The organism is Polynucleobacter sp. AP-Nino-20-G2 (genome assembly GCF_018688235.1).
GTDB lineage: Bacteria > Pseudomonadota > Gammaproteobacteria > Burkholderiales > Burkholderiaceae > Polynucleobacter.
The window spans coordinates 1,332,036-1,348,320 of the sequence record NZ_CP061313.1 but is presented as its reverse complement, the minus strand read 5'-3'; the positions used below and the strand labels follow the sequence as shown (position 1 = coordinate 1,348,320).

18 protein-coding genes are annotated in these 16,285 nt (G+C 47.0%); 10 read left to right on the top strand and 8 right to left on the bottom strand.

Going from position 1 to position 16,285, the window contains the following annotated elements:
- Positions 1–121 precede the first annotated feature (121 nt).
- The 8 genes from uvrB (at position 122) to fdx (ending at position 7,838) form a co-directional block, all read left to right on the top strand.
- Positions 122–2,275, top strand: coding sequence for an excinuclease ABC subunit UvrB (gene uvrB, locus FD960_RS06975; protein ID WP_251369764.1), 2,154 nt, complete (start codon positions 122–124; stop codon positions 2,273–2,275).
- 141 nt (positions 2,276–2,416) lie between these two features.
- On the top strand, positions 2,417–2,986 hold the full coding sequence (locus FD960_RS06970) for a Fe-S cluster assembly transcription factor (protein WP_215298166.1): 570 nt from the start codon (positions 2,417–2,419) through the stop codon (positions 2,984–2,986).
- 44 nt (positions 2,987–3,030) lie between these two features.
- Positions 3,031–4,290 (top strand): IscS subfamily cysteine desulfurase, encoded by a 1,260-nt coding sequence (locus FD960_RS06965; protein ID WP_371817421.1) that lies wholly within the window; start codon positions 3,031–3,033, stop codon positions 4,288–4,290.
- A 51-nt stretch (positions 4,291–4,341) separates the two neighbouring features.
- The gene (gene iscU, locus FD960_RS06960) at positions 4,342–4,728 is read left to right on the top strand and encodes a Fe-S cluster assembly scaffold IscU (protein ID WP_215298165.1); all 387 of its coding nucleotides are present in this window, start codon (positions 4,342–4,344) and stop codon (positions 4,726–4,728) included.
- Between the two features lie 40 nt (positions 4,729–4,768).
- Positions 4,769–5,092 carry an iron-sulfur cluster assembly protein IscA gene (gene iscA, locus FD960_RS06955; RefSeq protein ID WP_215298164.1) on the top strand — a complete coding sequence of 108 codons (324 nt, stop codon included), beginning with the start codon at positions 4,769–4,771 and terminating at the stop codon, positions 5,090–5,092.
- Positions 5,058–5,597 (top strand): Fe-S protein assembly co-chaperone HscB, encoded by a 540-nt coding sequence (gene hscB / locus FD960_RS06950; protein WP_215298162.1) that lies wholly within the window; start codon positions 5,058–5,060, stop codon positions 5,595–5,597. The genes iscA and hscB overlap by 35 nt, the downstream gene beginning before the upstream one ends.
- 18 nt (positions 5,598–5,615) lie before the next feature.
- Positions 5,616–7,481 (top strand): Fe-S protein assembly chaperone HscA, encoded by a 1,866-nt coding sequence (hscA, locus tag FD960_RS06945; protein ID WP_215298160.1) that lies wholly within the window; start codon positions 5,616–5,618, stop codon positions 7,479–7,481.
- Between the two features lie 18 nt (positions 7,482–7,499).
- Positions 7,500–7,838, top strand: coding sequence for an ISC system 2Fe-2S type ferredoxin (fdx, locus tag FD960_RS06940; RefSeq protein ID WP_215298158.1), 339 nt, complete (start codon positions 7,500–7,502; stop codon positions 7,836–7,838).
- Between the two features lie 94 nt (positions 7,839–7,932).
- Here the strand turns inward: fdx and FD960_RS06935 are convergent, their stop codons facing one another.
- Complete coding sequence (locus tag FD960_RS06935) at positions 7,933–8,277, bottom strand: Rap1a/Tai family immunity protein (protein WP_215298156.1); 345 nt, start codon at positions 8,275–8,277, stop codon at positions 7,933–7,935.
- A 52-nt stretch (positions 8,278–8,329) separates the two neighbouring features.
- Positions 8,330–9,571, bottom strand: coding sequence for a DUF3300 domain-containing protein (locus FD960_RS06930; RefSeq protein ID WP_215298155.1), 1,242 nt, complete (start codon positions 9,569–9,571; stop codon positions 8,330–8,332).
- A gap of 357 nt (positions 9,572–9,928) precedes the next feature.
- Here FD960_RS06930 and FD960_RS06925 point away from each other — a divergent pair, with 357 nt between their 5' ends.
- The gene (locus tag FD960_RS06925; RefSeq protein ID WP_251369763.1) at positions 9,929–10,921 is read left to right on the top strand and encodes a YeiH family protein; all 993 of its coding nucleotides are present in this window, start codon (positions 9,929–9,931) and stop codon (positions 10,919–10,921) included.
- A 1-nt stretch (position 10,922) separates the two neighbouring features.
- Here the strand turns inward: FD960_RS06925 and FD960_RS06920 are convergent, their stop codons facing one another.
- From FD960_RS06920 to FD960_RS06895, 6 genes are all read right to left on the bottom strand, one after another.
- Positions 10,923–12,266, bottom strand: coding sequence for a sulfate adenylyltransferase subunit 1 (locus tag FD960_RS06920; RefSeq protein WP_215298153.1), 1,344 nt, complete (start codon positions 12,264–12,266; stop codon positions 10,923–10,925).
- Positions 12,266–13,189 carry a sulfate adenylyltransferase subunit CysD gene (cysD, locus tag FD960_RS06915; protein WP_215298152.1) on the bottom strand — a complete coding sequence of 308 codons (924 nt, stop codon included), beginning with the start codon at positions 13,187–13,189 and terminating at the stop codon, positions 12,266–12,268. Before cysD ends, FD960_RS06920 begins: the two co-directional genes overlap by 1 nt.
- A 48-nt stretch (positions 13,190–13,237) precedes the next feature.
- Complete coding sequence (locus FD960_RS06910; protein WP_215298150.1) at positions 13,238–13,966, bottom strand: phosphoadenylyl-sulfate reductase; 729 nt, start codon at positions 13,964–13,966, stop codon at positions 13,238–13,240.
- Entirely contained in the window at positions 13,963–14,757 is a 795-nt protein-coding gene (locus tag FD960_RS06905) for a sulfite exporter TauE/SafE family protein (RefSeq protein WP_215298148.1), read from the bottom strand. The genes FD960_RS06910 and FD960_RS06905 overlap by 4 nt, the downstream gene beginning before the upstream one ends.
- 18 nt (positions 14,758–14,775) lie before the next feature.
- Positions 14,776–14,940 carry a hypothetical protein gene (locus FD960_RS06900; RefSeq protein ID WP_215300689.1) on the bottom strand — a complete coding sequence of 55 codons (165 nt, stop codon included), beginning with the start codon at positions 14,938–14,940 and terminating at the stop codon, positions 14,776–14,778.
- 111 nt (positions 14,941–15,051) lie between these two features.
- Complete coding sequence (locus FD960_RS06895) at positions 15,052–15,828, bottom strand: ferredoxin--NADP reductase (protein ID WP_062309273.1); 777 nt, start codon at positions 15,826–15,828, stop codon at positions 15,052–15,054.
- Between the two features lie 150 nt (positions 15,829–15,978).
- Between FD960_RS06895 and FD960_RS06890 the strand changes: the two genes are divergently transcribed.
- Positions 15,979–16,251 carry a hypothetical protein gene (locus FD960_RS06890; protein ID WP_215298147.1) on the top strand — a complete coding sequence of 91 codons (273 nt, stop codon included), beginning with the start codon at positions 15,979–15,981 and terminating at the stop codon, positions 16,249–16,251.
- Positions 16,252–16,285 lie beyond the last annotated feature (34 nt).

The following is a 16,285-nucleotide window of genomic DNA, read 5'->3' as shown; positions in this document are numbered from 1 at the left end:
TAAATTTAGTTAAATTTGCTTTAAATGTCTGTTTTTGAGGCTAGATTCAACTATTTCTAAATAAAAACGGCAAAATCATTGTTTGTACAAAATTCGCTGTGAACTAAAAGTCACAAGTGAAATGATAGCTGAGATGCCCCCTAAGTTGAGTAAAACTTCCACGAATTCCAAAGTTGCCGAAAGCAAGAAAAGCCCTGTGGCTGATCCTTTGGGCGAGGTAGGTCACGATCTCGATCCAGCCAAGTTTGTTTCCTTCCCTGGCTCTCCATTTCAGCTGTATCAGCCGTTTCCGCCTGCAGGTGATCAGCCAGCCGCAATTGACGCCTTAGTAGCTGGAATTGAGGATGGATTGACCTTCCAGACCCTTCTCGGGGTGACTGGTTCGGGTAAGACCTTCACGATGGCCAATGTCATTGCTAGAACGGGTCGTCCAGCCATCATTTTTGCGCCCAATAAAACTTTGGCTGCCCAGCTCTATAGTGAATTTAGGGAATTTTTCCCAAAAAATGCGGTGGAATACTTTGTAAGTTACTACGACTACTATCAGCCAGAGGCATACGTGCCGCAGCGCGACTTGTTTATTGAGAAGGATTCTTCGATCAATGAACATATTGAGCAAATGCGACTCTCTGCTACCAAGAGCTTATTAGAGCGCCGCGATGTCATCATCGTTGCTACCGTTTCGGCAATTTACGGTATTGGTAATCCCGGCGACTATCACAGCATGGTGATGACTTTGCGCCCCGGCGACAAGATGAGTCAGCGTGATATTTTGATGCGTTTAATCGCGATGCAGTATGACCGTAATGAGACGGACTTTAAGCGCGGAGTCTTCCGTGTGCGTGGAGATACGATTGACATTTTTCCTGCCGAACATAATGAGTTGGCGGTGCGAGTGGAATTATTTGATGATGAGATTGAGAGTTTGCAATTCTTTGATCCGCTCACCGGAAGAATTCGTCAAAAAATTCCTCGCTTTACTGTCTATCCAAGTTCGCACTATGTCACTCCACGTGAAACTGTTCTCAAGGCGATCGAAACAATCAAAGCTGAATTGCGCATACGACTCGACGAGTTCGTAAAAGACGGTAAGTTGGTCGAGGTGCAACGTCTAGAGCAACGTACGCGCTTTGATTTGGAGATGCTCAATGAGTTGGGCTTCTGCAAGGGGATTGAGAACTACTCTCGCCATCTCTCTGGTGCCATGCCGGGCGAGGCTCCGCCTACCTTGGTGGATTATCTCCCTAATGATGCGCTGATGTTCTTGGACGAAAGCCATGTGTTGATTGGTCAGCTCAACGCTATGTATAACGGCGACAAGTCCCGCAAACACACTTTAGTTGAGTTTGGCTTCCGCCTACCTTCCGCAATGGATAACCGTCCGCTGAAGTTCACTGAATTTGAAACGAAGATGCGCCAAACAGTTTTCGTTTCGGCAACACCCGCTGATTATGAAAATGCGCATACTGGCCAAGTCGTTGAGCAAGTGGCTAGACCAACTGGATTGGTTGATCCGGAAATTGAAGTCTTGCCAGCAAGCTCGCAGGTAGATGATTTGCTCAGTCAGATTTATGAGCGCGTTAAAGTGCATGAGCGCGTGTTAGTAACAGTCCTGACTAAACGGATGGCCGAGCAACTTACGGATTACTTATCGGATAACGGAGTGAAAGTGCGTTATGTTCACTCTGATATCGATACTGTTGAGCGCGTGGAAATTCTCCGTGATCTGCGTCTAGGTGTATTCGATGTATTGGTTGGTATTAATTTATTGCGCGAGGGCTTGGACATTCCAGAAGTCTCCTTGGTGGCAATCTTGGATGCGGACAAAGAGGGCTTCTTGCGCTCCGAGCGAAGCCTCATTCAGACCATCGGTAGAGCTGCCCGAAATGTTCGGGGCAAAGCGATTTTGTACGCGGACCGGATTACCGACTCCATGAAACGAGCCATGGGCGAGACCGAGCGACGTCGCACCAAACAAATCGCCTTTAACAAAGCGAATGGCATTGAGCCTAGAGGGGTTCAGAAGCGCATTAAAGACATCATTGATGGGGTCTACGACGTCAAAGAGAAGCGTTCTGAGATGCAAGTGGAGCAGGAGCGGGCTCACTATGAGGATATGAGTGAGAAGCAGTTAGCTGCTGAAATCAAGCTTTTAGAGAAGCAAATGAACACGGAGGCCAAGAATCTGGAGTTTGAGAAGGCCGCCGCCACCCGAGATCGCCTTACAAAAGTTAAGGAGATGGCCTTTGGAGCGCGCTCCCGTGACGCGATTTAGCGTTTTGAATGGGATTTCTTGGGGATTTTTGCGATAATTCCCGAGCGGATTGCTTGGGTATATGGTAAAGTTGAGTGGAATGGTCGGGTATTACCCGCCCGACTGTTAGCTGTCCATAACAATCCATTACCAAGGTGACATATGAGACTTACAACTAAAGGCCGTTTTGCAGTAACCGCAATGATCGATTTAGCCCTCCGTGAAACGCATGGACCGGTAACTTTGGCCGGAATCAGTCAAAGACAGAAGATTTCCCTTTCCTACCTGGAGCAGCTGTTCGGCAAATTACGCCGCTTCAATATCGTTGATAGCACTCGTGGGCCTGGAGGTGGTTACACCTTGGCGCGTAAATCTGACGAAATTAGTGTTGCAGACATCATTGTTGCGGTAGATGAGCCCTTGGATGCTACTCAATGTGGCGGTAAGGGCAACTGTCATACCAATGAAGAGAATCATGGCCGTTGTATGACTCATGATCTTTGGACAAATCTCAATTCCAAGATGGTTGAGTACCTGAGTTCTGTTTCCTTGCGCGACTTAGTTCAGCAGCAAGAAGGGCGTGGCGTTGTATTGCACGATTTGCGTCCGAAGAAAATCAAAACTGAAGGCCTGAAGGCTGAAAAGCCAGCACCTTTGGTTGCAGTAAAGAAAGAGATTGCTCCAAAGCGACCTCTGGTTAATTCCGTTTTTAATCTGGCTCAACAGGGTTAAGCGAAGTCGCTTAATTAGTTAACCAATCAATTGACAAGTAAATCATGAACGCACCACAAGACATTCCTCAGCAACCCGTGCCGATGTTTAGCCCAAAGCACTTTCCTGTGTACATGGACTATTCAGCGACTACACCGATTGATCCACGTGTAGTGGACAAAATGCTGCCTTATTTGCGTGAGCAGTTTGGTAACGCCGCATCGCGCAGTCATGCATATGGCTGGGCTGCGGAAGAGGCTGTAGAGTGGGCGCGCTCAGAAGTTGCGCAGTTGGTGCACGCTGACCCAAGAGAAATCGTTTTTACTAGTGGCGCAACAGAAAGTATCAATCTAGCACTCAAGGGCGCGGCGTACTTTTATAAAGATCGCGGCAATCACATCATTACCGTCAAGACTGAGCACAAGGCAACTTTAGATACTTGCCGTGAGCTAGAGCGCGAAGGTTATGAGGTCACATACCTAGATGTATTGCCTGATGGCTTAATTGATTTCGCTCAACTGGAAGCAGCAATGAAGCCGGGCACGATTTTGGCTTCTGTCATGTATGTGAATAACGAAATTGGTGTGGTTCAAGATATTCCACGCATTGGCGAGTTATGCCGTTCCCGTGGCGTCATTTTTCATGTGGATGCAGCGCAGGCAACCGGCAAGGTAGAAATCGATTTAGAGAAAATCAAAGTTGACTTAATGAGCTTCTCTGCGCACAAGACTTATGGTCCCAAAGGAATTGGCGCATTATTTGTGCGTCGTAAGCCACGTATTCGTATTGAGGCGCAAATTCATGGTGGTGGACATGAGCGCGGCATGCGTTCAGGCACTCTCGCAGTGCACCAAATTGTTGGTATGGGAGAGGCTTTCCGTATTGCCCGCGTTGAAATGGTTGAAGAAAACACACGCATTCGGGCCTTGCGTGACCGCTTGCTTGCGGGACTGAAGGATATTGAAGAGGTTTATGTCAACGGTGACATGGATCATCGAGTTCCACATAATCTCAATATCAGCTTTAACTATGTTGAAGGTGAATCGATGTTGATGGCCCTGAAAGATTTGGCTATCTCATCTGGATCTGCTTGTACATCCGCATCTTTAGAGCCTTCTTATGTATTGCGTGCCTTGGGTCGTAATGACGAATTGGCGCATAGCTCTATTCGTTTTACCTTAGGGCGCTTTACTACTGAAGAGGAAGTGGATTTCACGATTAAGTTGGTGAAAGAGAAGATCGCGAAGTTGCGTGAGCTTTCACCATTGTGGGAAATGTTTAAGGATGGCATTGATCTCAGTACCATCCAGTGGGCTGCTCACTAAGCAGTATTGAAAATATTTACAGCAAGATTAAAGAGATAACGAGGAAATACCATGGCATATAGCGACAAAGTAATCGATCATTATGAAAACCCCCGCAACGTGGGCTCTTTTGAGAAGGGTGATGATCAGGTTGGTACCGGTATGGTCGGCGCACCTGCTTGTGGCGATGTGATGAAGTTGCAGATTCGCGTAAACGATCACGGCGTGATTGAGGATGCGAAGTTCAAGACTTACGGTTGTGGCTCTGCGATTGCATCCTCTTCTTTGGTAACAGAGTGGGTTAAAGGCAAAACTTTGGATCAAGCGTTAGAGATCAAAAACTCTTTAATTGCTGAGGAATTGGCCTTGCCTCCTGTCAAGATCCATTGCTCCATTTTGGCTGAAGATGCCATTAAGGCGGCGGTAGCGGATTACAAAGAAAAGCATCCTGCCAAATAAGTGGTGATGGCAAAAAGCGAATAAAGAAAACAGGTTATTTATGGCAATTACCTTAACTGATAAAGCGGCAAAGCATGTTCAGCGTAATTTAGATAAGCGCGGGAAGGGTTGTGGCTTGCGTCTTGGCGTTCGCACTACGGGTTGTTCGGGATTGGCCTATCAATTGGAGTATGTGGATGAGGCCGCCCCAGAAGACACCATGTTTGAATCGAATGGTATTAAAGTATTTATTGATCCAAAGAGTTTGGCTTATTTAGATGGCACTGAATTGGATTTCGTGCGCGAGGGTTTGAATGAGGGCTTTAAGTTTCAAAACCCGAACGTAAAAGATGAGTGTGGTTGTGGCGAATCCTTCCGCGTCTGACGATTACTTTCGTTTCTTTGGTCTAAATCACCAATTCAATATTGATTTGGCTGCATTAGATCAGGCTTATCTAGCGATTCAAAAAGAAGTACATCCAGATCGCCATGCTCGCGGAAGTGATACCGAGCAAAGACTTGCTATGCAAATGGCGACCCTGGCCAATACCGCTTTTCAAACCTTAAAAAATCCTATTCAGCGCGGGCTGTATCTTTGTCAGCTCCATGGTGTGGATGCGCGCCTCGAGACGAATACCGCAATGCCTGCCGCCTTCCTCATGAAGCAGATGGAGTGGCGAGAAAGCCTTGAAGAGCGGGAGGATGATCTTGCTGCCTTAGAGTTGCTTGCTGAAGAGGTCGATAACTCCAAAAGAGAAACCCTTGCTGAGATTGCTCAGGCTGTAGACGGGGCTAAAAATTACGAGCGAGCTGCCGAGTTATTGCGCGGCCTGCTTTTTATAGATAAATTTGCACTTGAGTTAGATGACGCCATCTCAGCTTTGGTATAGCTTTAAACTGAAATCAATATGGCCCTACTACAAATCTCCGAACCTGGTAAATCATTAGCCCCTCATCAGCGGCGCATTGCTGTTGGTATTGATTTGGGTACTACCAACTCATTAGTGGCGATTGTGCGGGATGCCTTGCCTAAAGTACTTCCAGATTCCGAGGGACGTGAGTTACTGCCTTCGGTAGTGCGCTATCTACCCAATGGCCGAACTCAGGCAGGCTTTGATGCGTTGGAAAGTATTGTTTCCGACCCCAAGAATACGATTGTTTCTGTAAAACGTTTTATGGGCCGCGGCATTGTAGATGTGGAGCATATTGAGAATGCGCCATATGACTTTGTTGATGAGCCTGGTATGTTGAAGTTAAGAACAGTTGCTGGCGACAAAAGTCCTATTGAGGTCTCTGCTGAAATTCTGGCGCGCTTGCGTCAGTTGGCGGAAGATTCGGTAAACGACGATATCGTAGGGGCGGTGATTACAGTCCCTGCATATTTTGATGATGCTCAACGTCAAGCAACGAAAGATGCCGCAAAGTTGGCTGGAATCGAAGTATTGCGTTTGCTCAATGAGCCAACTGCAGCAGCCATTGCCTATGGTTTAGATAATGCCTCCGAAGGTATTTATGCCGTGTACGATCTTGGCGGTGGAACTTTCGATATTTCAATTTTGAGAATGAGTAGAGGGGTATTTGAAGTGCTCTCTACTGGTGGCGATTCCGCTTTAGGTGGAGATGATTTCGATCATCGCTTGTATTGCTGGGTGATTGAGCAGGCGAAGTTACCGCCACTATCGATCCAGGATCATCGCAAACTACTGCTTTCCTGTAAGCATGCAAAAGAACAGTTAAGTCACAATCCGCTTGCGCGCGTTCATGAAACCTTATCCGATGGAACAGTGGTGAATGTTGGCATTAGCCAGGCCCAGTTTTTTGAGATGACGCAAAACCTCATCAATAAAACCCTTGTTGCGGTGAAGAAAGCGCTGCGTGATGCGGGGCTCAAGGCCGATGAAGTGAAAGGCGTGGTGATGGTGGGTGGGGCGACTCGCATGCCTCATGTGCAACGCGCAGTCGGCGAGCTATTTGGTACTAAGCCTTTAAATAATTTAAATCCAGATCAGGTAGTTGCTTTGGGTGCTGCCATGCAGGCGGATTTACTTGCTGGCAACCAAAGCAAGGATCATGAGTGGCTCTTGCTAGATGTGATCCCGCTCTCCTTGGGTATTGAGACCATGGGTGGCTTGGTTGAAAAAATCATTCCACGTAATACGCCGATTCCTGTTGCCCGTGCACAAGATTTCACGACCTTTAAAGATGGTCAAACCGCACTTGCTATTCAGGTAGTGCAGGGCGAGCGTGAACTAGCTCAAGATTGCCGTTCACTCGGAAAATTTGAACTGCGTGGCATCCCTGCTATGGCGGCAGGTGCAGCGCGTATTCGTGTGACCTTCCAGGTGGATGCTGACGGCTTACTTTCAGTCAGCGCGATGGAGCAAGGGTCAGGCGTGCAGGCCTCAATTGATATTAAGCCATCGTATGGTTTGACGGATGCTGAGATCGCTCGCATGCTGCAAGATGGTTTTGCCTCTGCTAAGGTCGACTTGCTAGCAAGATCTTTGCGAGAAGAGCAGGTTAATGCGCAACGCTTGCTAGATGCCGTGCAAACTGCGTTGGATTCAGATCGCGGATTGCTGAACGAGGCAGAGCAGGCTAGCGTTGATCAAGAGATGGCTAGCTTGCAAAAAATTCTCACTGAGGAAACGGATAGCGCCATTTTAAGAAAAGCAGTTGATCATGCCGCCAAGGCAACCGACGAGTTTGCGCAAAAGCGCATGAATGCCAGCATTCAAAAAGCTTTGGCCGGTAAGAATGTTGCTGAAATTTAAGAAAAGAAAATTACAAAAATGACCCAGATTGTTGTTTTGCCCCATAGTGAATATTGCCCTGAAGGTGCTGTAGTAGAAGTTGCGCCCGGCACCTCTATTTGCGAGGCTTTACTAGAAAATAATATTCCTATTGAGCACGCTTGCGATATGGTGTGCGCTTGCACCACCTGCCACGTGATTGTGAAGGAGGGCTATCAGAGTCTGAATGCTCCAGATGAGAACGAAGAAGACTTGTTAGACCGTGCGTGGGGTTTAAATCCCCAGTCTCGTCTATCTTGCCAAGCTATTGTGGCTCGTGAGGATTTGGTGATCGAGATACCGAAATACTCTATTAATCACGCAAAAGAGAATCATTAATTGCTCTGATGATTTGCGCAAGCGCTACCAATAAAAAAGCCACCCTATACAGGTGGCTTTTTTACTTCTCAATCAAGTGATTGAGAGCGGCGACTTATTTTCCGCAAGGAAACACGCCTTCTAAAAAGCGGAGCATTGTTTCGGCAGCTGGTTGAGAGCCGTTTGCAGGATTGGCATTTGCCCAAGCGATGTATTCATCAACGACCTGGATACGCGTTGGCGCAGGTTGTTTTACGCAGATCTTGCTTGGGGCGGTTTTAGGATTGCGAGTTGCTAAGTAGGTGTCATAAACCGCTTGACCATAAATTTGGCAAGTGACGTTTGTACTTCCTTCGCCTTTGCAGTATTGCAATAGCTCATCAGTGGTTGTTGCGTTTGCAACTTGCATAGCAGTCGCCATTCCAAAGGCTAAAGTAGCGCCGATTAAAAATTTCTTCATGTTTATTCCTTTAATCAAATTTGTATATGTCAATGTCAGTATGTAGGTGAAGTTAGCGACGGCCACGACCGCCACCGCCAAAGCCTCCGCCGCCAGCTCGTGCACCACCACCAAAGTGATCGCCACCGCCATCAAAGCGTGCTCCGCGAGTGTCGCCAAAGCCTCCGCCGCCACCGAATCGATCTCCACCACCGGAGTGATTGGCTGCACGATCTCCGCCACCAAAATTACCGTTACGATCACCGCCAGTTCTGCTGCCTGTTCGGTCGGCGCCCGAGCGATTGCCTGAGCGATCACCGTTACCCATATTGCCAGCACGGTCCCCAGTGCGGTTGCTGCTTAAATCTCCCCGCTGGAGGTTCTGGCGTAATTGATCGCGCTCGGCGTCACGATTTGCATTGGCTCCAGCACCACCACCAAGATTGGCATTGCGGCGTTGTTGGTCAGGCTTCCAGTCGCTGGAGCCACCATTACGATTGCCATTCCAATTGTTATTCGTGTTCTTGTTGAAGTTATTGAAGTTGTTGTTATTAACTGTCAGCGAATTGCCGCCGCCCCAGCCGCCACCCCAATGGCATCCACCCCAGAGTGCAGCACCAACTGCCATACCAACACCAAAAGAGAGGAGCGCTGTACCCGCTACGTATCCTGGTGGGTAGTATGCGTAGGGAGGATAAGCGGGGTATGCCCACGTACCGTAAACAACGGTGGGGTTGTAAGTGGGAACATAAACTACTTGTGGGTTCGCAGGTTCAATGATGATGGTCTGACTGCTACCGCTACCTTGTGTTGTCACTGTCTGTTGTGAGTTCGACTGCAATGAGCCAGCCTGTTTGGCTTTTGCGCGTAATGTTTGAATCGCACTCATTGTTTCAGACTGTTGTGCCAATACTGCATTGCCTAATTGTTGAGTCCAGCTTAATTGGGAGCCCATCATTTCCAATACGGGAGGAAATGACACTAGAGATTTGACGCTAGCATCCCAAGTTTGCTGTTGGAGCGCTTGATTGAGCGCGTCACCCTTAAGTTTGCTGTTGGTTTTAGCCCAATTTGATGCCTCTCCTACCTCTAAAGGATAGGTGGCAGCCATCAGAACTTGAGAGACCAGTGCATCGGGGTAGAGGGCGATAGGTGCTACTAGTGCCTCTAACTGAGCCTGGGAAAGCTTTGCCGCTTGTTGTTGAGAGCTACCCTGAGCATAGGCTACAGGGGCTGCAGCAGGCAGGGCAAGCGCAGCTGTCAGGAGACTTGCGATTAAGCGAGATGGAGCCCTCGCCTTCTTTGATGCCAGCATTGGCACTCCTTCATGATTAGTTGATTAGGGATTAATTCTACTAAATAGCACTATATGGGCTATATGCACTAAATTGAAGCATGGAGCACTGAAACAAAGCAAGAGATTCGGTTTGGGATAAGCCGAATAGCTAATATGAACTTGTTGTTCATTCTTTAGTTCTACCTCCATAGACTTACTTTAGCCACCCCTCTCGGGTGGTTTTTTCTTTATATCTTGACGGTCGGCAATTTGCCTATAGAGCTAGCGATTTAGAATCCAGCCATCAATGATTCTTTGTGAGTCAGAAAATACCTTAAGACTGCGGTTCTTCGAAGTCAGATGCTCTTCATGGGAAAAGAATGGTGTATTAAGTGAATGCTTAAGATAGTCAAACATTATTCTCCGGGCTTAATGGTCTGCCTGCTTGTCGCTTTGGCCACCAGCTTTCTGTCGGAAAGCTATGGCGGGCCACAATTACTCTATGCCTTATTGATCGGCTTATCACTCCATTTTTTATATCTTAACGAGGTGGTTAAGCCTGGAATTGATTTTTGCGCCAAAACGATTTTGCGGATTGGCGTTGCTCTGCTGGGTATCCGTATCACTTTTGCGGATATGAGTGCGATTGGCCTCAATACTGGACTGATGGTCGTTGTTGCCGTTGGCGCAACAGTCTGCCTTGGATATTTTTTGGCTAGATGCCTGAAGTTATCCTCCGATTTTGGTTTTATTGCGGGAGCTTCGGTTGGTATTTGCGGGGCATCGGCAGCTTTGGCTGTAGCATCGGTTTTGCCTAAAACCAAAGAAAATGAACGGTTTACTTTGCTGGTAGTGGTTGGTGTCACTGTCCTCTCAACCATTTCGATGGTGCTGTACCCCTTTTTATTGCAACTACTGAACATTACCGATTTTCCTGCTGGAATTTTCTTAGGTGCAACGATTCATGACGTAGCTCAGGTAGTTGCTGCTGGAATGTTATTTGGTCCCGAAGCAGGCGATGTAGCAACGGTTGTGAAGTTATTCCGTGTTGCCCTGCTGTTGCCGGTAGTTCTATTGATTTCCATATTTTTCGGAAGCAATAAATCGTCCCAGCGTCTGGGGTGGGGCAGTCTGCGCTTGATCCCAACATTTTTAATTGGATTCGTTGCTTTATCGTTGGTCGCGTCTATGCAAATCTTGCCCGGAGCTGTGACTCATTCAATTGGCGAAGCATCTCGGTGGATGCTAGTGCTTGCAATTGCTGCTGCAGGTCTAAAGACCAACTTTCAGGAGTTAAGTAAGCTGGGCTGGCAGCCTGTCTTAATGCTAGTCGTAGAGACGATTTTCATCGCCTCCATTGGACTTGTTTACATTCTTTGGATTTCTTAGCTTACGCAAGGGCCTCGCGAATCATGCCTGCAGCAACAGTATGGTTGGTGGCTTCATCAATCAAAATAAAAGCGCCAGTTCGCTGCGATTGATCAAATAGATCTGCTGCAATAGGCTTTTGGAGTGTGAAATCCACTCGACCGATTTCATTGGCATTGAGAGGGTGGGTTTCAAGTGTGCGAGAGAGTGTTTGTACATCCAAAACCTGTTGAATCACCTTTACCTTAGCGCCAATCGTATTAGTGGTGTGACGTAGAGCGTACTTGCGACTCAAAGAGAGAGGCTCACTATCTAACCAGCAAAGATCAGCCGAGATCTGCTTGCTTAATGTTGGTGGAGTGGAGTCTTCCGCGCTGATAAATAAAGAGCCTCTAGATACATCGATATCCTCGCTCAGGCTAATTGCTACAGCTTCCCCGGTTTGAGCGGAGTTCACTTCATTATTCGCATTAGATTGATTGCGGTTTCCCAAATAGATCTTAGCAACCGTTGCTTCACGATTCTCAGGAAGCACTTTAATTTTTTGACCTACCTGAATACTCCCAGATTCAATTTGACCGAGATAGCCCCGGAAGTCATCTGAGGCGCTGCCATCTTGGCGGGCGACATATTGAACAGGAAAACGCAAACCGATCTTTTCAGACTGAGGGCTGGTGTCGAGACCTTCTAACCACTCCAGCAGTGTTGGGCCCTTATACCAAGGTGTGGCATCGCTAGGACTTACTACGTTCGCACCAAGTAGTGCTGACATTGGAATTAAGGTTGGTTCAGGAAGACCGATCCTCTTGTTTAAATCTTCAATCGCTGTTTTGATGGCGTCAAAGATCTTTTCATCAAAATTGAGCAAGTCCATTTTGTTCACTGCAAATACAACATGGCGCAGTCCTAACAAATGAACAATGGCAGCATGACGTTTAGTTTGAGCTAATAAGGTGGCTGGATTGGTGCCCAGATCAACGCGGGCTGCATCGACCAAAATAACCGCAACATCAGATTGCGAGGCTCCAGTGACTAAATTACGAGTGTATTGCTCATGACCCGGGGCATCGGCTACGATAAATTTTCGTTTGGGTGTGGAGAAGTAGCGATAGGCCACATCAATAGTGATCCCTTGTTCACGCTCAGCTTCTAGCCCATCGGTTAATAGCGCTAAATCTACGCCAGCATCGGAAGAAGTGACGCGCGCATGTTTTGTCTTTGACAGAGACTCGAGTTGATCTACCAAAATCGATTTGGTGTCATAGAGTAAACGACCAATTAAGGTGCTTTTGCCATCATCAACACTGCCGGCAGTGATAAAGCGCACTACGTTTTGGTGGATATTTTCTTTATTTTCTTGAGTCATTAGAAGTAACCTTCTTTCTTGCGGCGCTCCATGGAGGCCTCATTAGTTTGATCGTCCATGCGAGTGGCGCCACGTTCAGTGATTTCCGTAATCGCAGTTTCGGCGATGATGTCAATTGGATTTGCGGCAGTGCTCACTACTGGGCAGGTGCAGCTAATATCCCCAACAGTACGGAAGCGCACATTCAATATTTCACTGACATCGCCAGGCGCTTTAGGGGTGATATTGGTCACTGGAACTAGGAGGCTATTCTTTCTCACAACCTCACGTTCGTGAGTGTAGTAAATGCTGGGGAGTTCTAATTTTTCTCGAGCGATGTATTGCCAGACATCAAGCTCCGTCCAATTGGAAATCGGGAAGACGCGCATGTTTTCACCTTGGGCAATACGAGCGTTGTAAAGGCTCCAGAGCTCAGGACGCTGCGCTTTTGGATCCCACTGGCCGAATTCATCGCGGAAGGAGAAGATGCGCTCTTTGGCACGCGCTTTTTCTTCATCACGGCGCGCTCCACCCATCAATGCATCAAACTCATACTCTGCAATCGCTTCTAGCAAAGTCACTGCTTGGGCAGCGTTGCGAGAGTCTGTTTCTTTGCGTAAACGAACACTCCCTTTTTTGATGGAGTCTTCAACGTGACCCACAATCAGCTTGACACCTGTTTTTTCAACTACCGCATCACGATAGGCGATGACTTCTGGGTAGTTGTGGCCAGTGTCAATATGCAAAATGGGGAAGGGTAGCTTTACTGGGCGATCACCAAATTGAAAAGCTTTGCGAGCCAAGTGGAACATCACGATAGAGTCTTTGCCGCCTGAGAATAACATCGCTGGATTTGCGCACTGCGCAACCACTTCGCGAATAATGTAGATCGACTCTGCTTCAAGCCAGTCTAAATGGTCGTCTAATAATTTTTTTTCTTGCATTCTGTAATTCGTTCTTTGCTAAGTTTTGATAATGAAGTAATCAATCGATTATTGATTAACGTGTAGTCCACACTCTTTGCTATCGCTTTGCAGCCACCACCAGCGACCGGCGCGGATATCTTCACCTTTCTTTACTTGGCGTGTGCATGGTTCACAGCCAATGCTGGGGTAGCCTTTTAAGTGAAGGGGATGAATCGGTACATTTTCTTGTTTGATGTAGGCCCAAATATCTGCTTCGGACCAATCAAATAGGGGATTAAATTTGGCGATACCGCGTGCTTCATCGCCTTCCTCAAAATTGAGTTCAACACGAGTCGTGGATTGCTCACGTCTTTGGCCGGTAATCCAGGCATCTGCACCCAAGAGGGCTGTATTCAGAGGTTTAATTTTGCGAGCACTGCAACAGGCTTTCTTAGCCTCTTCGCCATCATAAAAACCATTCATGCCATATTGATCAATAAATTCCTGAATATCACTCTCGAGGGGGTAGGCTTTATGAAGCGTCAGGCCGTAATGACGTTCCGCAGCCTTGGTCATATCAACAGTTTCTTGATGAAGGCGACCTGTAGCTAAAGTAAATAAGCGAATGTTTGCCTTAGTTTTGGCGATTGCATCAGTAATGACCATGTCCTCAGCTGCTAAGCTAGTGGCAAAGCGCACATCAGAAAAGCGCGAAGTGATGTCGAGTAATCTTTGCTTGAGGGCGACTATCTTATCCATCAACTCCGCTGGCGTAAGAGTGTCTGCTGGAATGGACCAAAATTCTGGTTTGATCATGAGGACACCAACTTAATTCCAACCAAGAATAATGTTCCTGCGAGCGTAGTTCTAGTTGCCCTCTCTGAAAGGATACTCGACAGTTTTGCGCCAAGCCAGATGGCCGGTACGGATCCAAGCAATAACCCAAACAGCAAGTCAAAATGGACATTGCCTAGCCACCAGTGACCTAGTCCAGCTAGCGCGGTTAATGGGACTGCATATGCAATGTCCGTGCCAGCTACTTCGGAGGCTTTTAAATGGGGGTAGAGCAGCAATATGAGTGTTGCTCCAATCGCTCCCGCACCAATCGACGAGACGGTGACAAGAACTCCGATCACTGCCCCAACACTAATAGTGGCGATATTTAATGCTAACCCTGTGGGTAAGTAGCGAGGGTTAGCTTGAACCCATTTCAGAATCTTTGCTCTAAATAATAGCGATACGGCTGTTAGCAATACGGAAACCCCAATCGAAATGCTAATGAGATGATTCCAATCCTTTGATACGGGTCCAACATATTTCAAAACGAGAATTGACAGAACTGCGGTGCTAATACTTCCAAGGCAGAGTAGGCGGACGATATCCCAGCGAACATTGCCATGTAGGCGATGTGCGGCAGTGCCAAATCCTTTGGTAATTGCCGCGAAGGCAAGATCAGTTCCTACTGCTGCTGTTGGGGCAATCCCGAAGATCAGGGTTAGCAATGGCGTCATCAGTGAGCCGCCACCTACGCCAGTCATTCCAACTAGAAGCCCCACAAGTGCGCCGGAAATAATGAAGTGTGAAGATTGGATTAAAAAATCAATCATGAACAAGTATTTCCTTAATTAAGCAAATGCTTGTTCAAATTCTTCGAGCTTGATGGCATTCATTAAGAAAAGGATGCGCCGCTGAAAACTCTTACGCTCCGCTACATTCTCATGGGGCAAACGGTCATGCTCACGCAATAGTTTGGTGATGATGGGGTTGTAGTGCTCACGTACGGGGGACATCTGGATTCCTTGGTAAATATCTCGTTAAAGAGAATTTACCAAGGGGCTTATATATCTACAAGGAATATATAGAGATATCTAAATTACTTTTAGATATATAAAATAAGTGAATTATTTCTCTACGAAAGCACGTTCGAATACGTAATCACCTAGCTGACCTAGGCTTGGGGAAACCTTGAAGCCTTTGGCATCTAGCATCTCAGCAGTTTCTTTCAGCATGGAAGGGCTACCGCAGATCATGGCGCGATCAACAGCGGGGTCTAGCGGAGGCAAGCCGATATCTTTGAACAGCTGACCAGATTCAATCGCGGTAGTTAAGCGGCCAGTGTGTTTAAACGCCTCGCGAGTGACTGTTGGGTAGTAGATGAGTTTTTCGCGGATGATTTCGCCAATGTATTCATCTTGGGTTAACTCATTCTTGATGTAATCAGCATAAGCTAATTCGCTTACCAAGCGTACGCCGTGAATTAGGACCACTTTCTCAAACTTCTCGTAAGTATCTGGATCGCGAATGATGCTCATGAATGGAGCAAGGCCGGTCCCAGTGCTAAATAAATAGAGATGCTTGCCTGGATTTAAATCGTCAATGACTAGTGTTCCCACTGACTTTTCGCTCACTAGGATGGGGTCGCCCACTTGAATCTTCTGAAGACGTGAGGTGAGGGGGCCATCCTGAACTTTAATGCTCAAAAACTCTAAATGCTCTTCATAGTTTGGGCTGGCCACGCTATAAGCTCTTACCAAAGGCTTGCCTTCAACCTCTAAGCCAATCATCAAAAAATGGCCACTACGAAAGCGCAACCCCTTATTTCTGGTAGTGGTAAAGCTAAAGAGAGTGTCGTTCCAGTGATGAACAGAGAGGACGGTTTCGGTGTTATAGGCTGCCATAAACGCTTATAAATAGAGATAAAACGATGATTATCCTCATTATTTAAGCGGTTCTATATATAAAAAAGTATTTAGCTTATAAAAAGGGATTCTTTTACTTATTAGCGCTACCCCCATAAGATCCTTGCATACCCATCTGAAGGAAGTCTTATGTCTACAACGCCAATCAGTGAAAAGTCTCTATTGTTGACCTTAACTCAAATACTGTTGGGCTTGGCGCTATTAAGTCTATCAACCCATCTTGCTCTAGAAAGCGACCGTTATTTAGAGGTCCTTAATCAAAATGACCTGAACCAATACCATACCTTTGGATTGCTGGTTTGCCTGAGCTTTCTTGCTGGGGTGTTTCTCATTGCTCAACATGTGTTGACCCAGGATCGCGACGTTTTAGATGAGGGTTTCGAGAGAGCGGTAATGTATTGAGGTGAGGGTAGACTGTAGCCTGATCCTCTAAAGG

Excerpts from the sequence above, each read along its gene's own strand:
- hscB (WP_215298162.1), top strand. The coding sequence starts at position 5,058 with ATGAGTGTGGTTGTGGCGAATCCTTCCGCGTCTGACGATTACTTTCGT.
- iscU (WP_215298165.1), top strand. The coding sequence starts at position 4,342 with ATGGCATATAGCGACAAAGTAATCGATCATTATGAAAACCCCCGCAAC.
- uvrB (WP_251369764.1), top strand. The coding sequence starts at position 122 with ATGATAGCTGAGATGCCCCCTAAGTTGAGTAAAACTTCCACGAATTCC.
- FD960_RS06910 (WP_215298150.1), bottom strand. The coding sequence starts at position 13,966 with ATGATCAAACCAGAATTTTGGTCCATTCCAGCAGACACTCTTACGCCA.
- iscA (WP_215298164.1), top strand. The coding sequence starts at position 4,769 with ATGGCAATTACCTTAACTGATAAAGCGGCAAAGCATGTTCAGCGTAAT.
- FD960_RS06920 (WP_215298153.1), bottom strand. The coding sequence starts at position 12,266 with ATGACTCAAGAAAATAAAGAAAATATCCACCAAAACGTAGTGCGCTTT.
- FD960_RS06900 (WP_215300689.1), bottom strand. The coding sequence starts at position 14,940 with ATGTCCCCCGTACGTGAGCACTACAACCCCATCATCACCAAACTATTG.
- fdx (WP_215298158.1), top strand. The coding sequence starts at position 7,500 with ATGACCCAGATTGTTGTTTTGCCCCATAGTGAATATTGCCCTGAAGGT.
- FD960_RS06970 (WP_215298166.1), top strand. The coding sequence starts at position 2,417 with ATGAGACTTACAACTAAAGGCCGTTTTGCAGTAACCGCAATGATCGAT.
- cysD (WP_215298152.1), bottom strand. The coding sequence starts at position 13,189 with ATGCAAGAAAAAAAATTATTAGACGACCATTTAGACTGGCTTGAAGCA.
- FD960_RS06890 (WP_215298147.1), top strand. The coding sequence starts at position 15,979 with ATGTCTACAACGCCAATCAGTGAAAAGTCTCTATTGTTGACCTTAACT.
- FD960_RS06935 (WP_215298156.1), bottom strand. The coding sequence starts at position 8,277 with ATGAAGAAATTTTTAATCGGCGCTACTTTAGCCTTTGGAATGGCGACT.
- FD960_RS06925 (WP_251369763.1), top strand. The coding sequence starts at position 9,929 with ATGCTTAAGATAGTCAAACATTATTCTCCGGGCTTAATGGTCTGCCTG.
- FD960_RS06930 (WP_215298155.1), bottom strand. The coding sequence starts at position 9,571 with ATGCTGGCATCAAAGAAGGCGAGGGCTCCATCTCGCTTAATCGCAAGT.
- FD960_RS06905 (WP_215298148.1), bottom strand. The coding sequence starts at position 14,757 with ATGATTGATTTTTTAATCCAATCTTCACACTTCATTATTTCCGGCGCA.
- FD960_RS06965 (WP_371817421.1), top strand. The coding sequence starts at position 3,031 with ATGAACGCACCACAAGACATTCCTCAGCAACCCGTGCCGATGTTTAGC.
- FD960_RS06895 (WP_062309273.1), bottom strand. The coding sequence starts at position 15,828 with ATGGCAGCCTATAACACCGAAACCGTCCTCTCTGTTCATCACTGGAAC.
- hscA (WP_215298160.1), top strand. The coding sequence starts at position 5,616 with ATGGCCCTACTACAAATCTCCGAACCTGGTAAATCATTAGCCCCTCAT.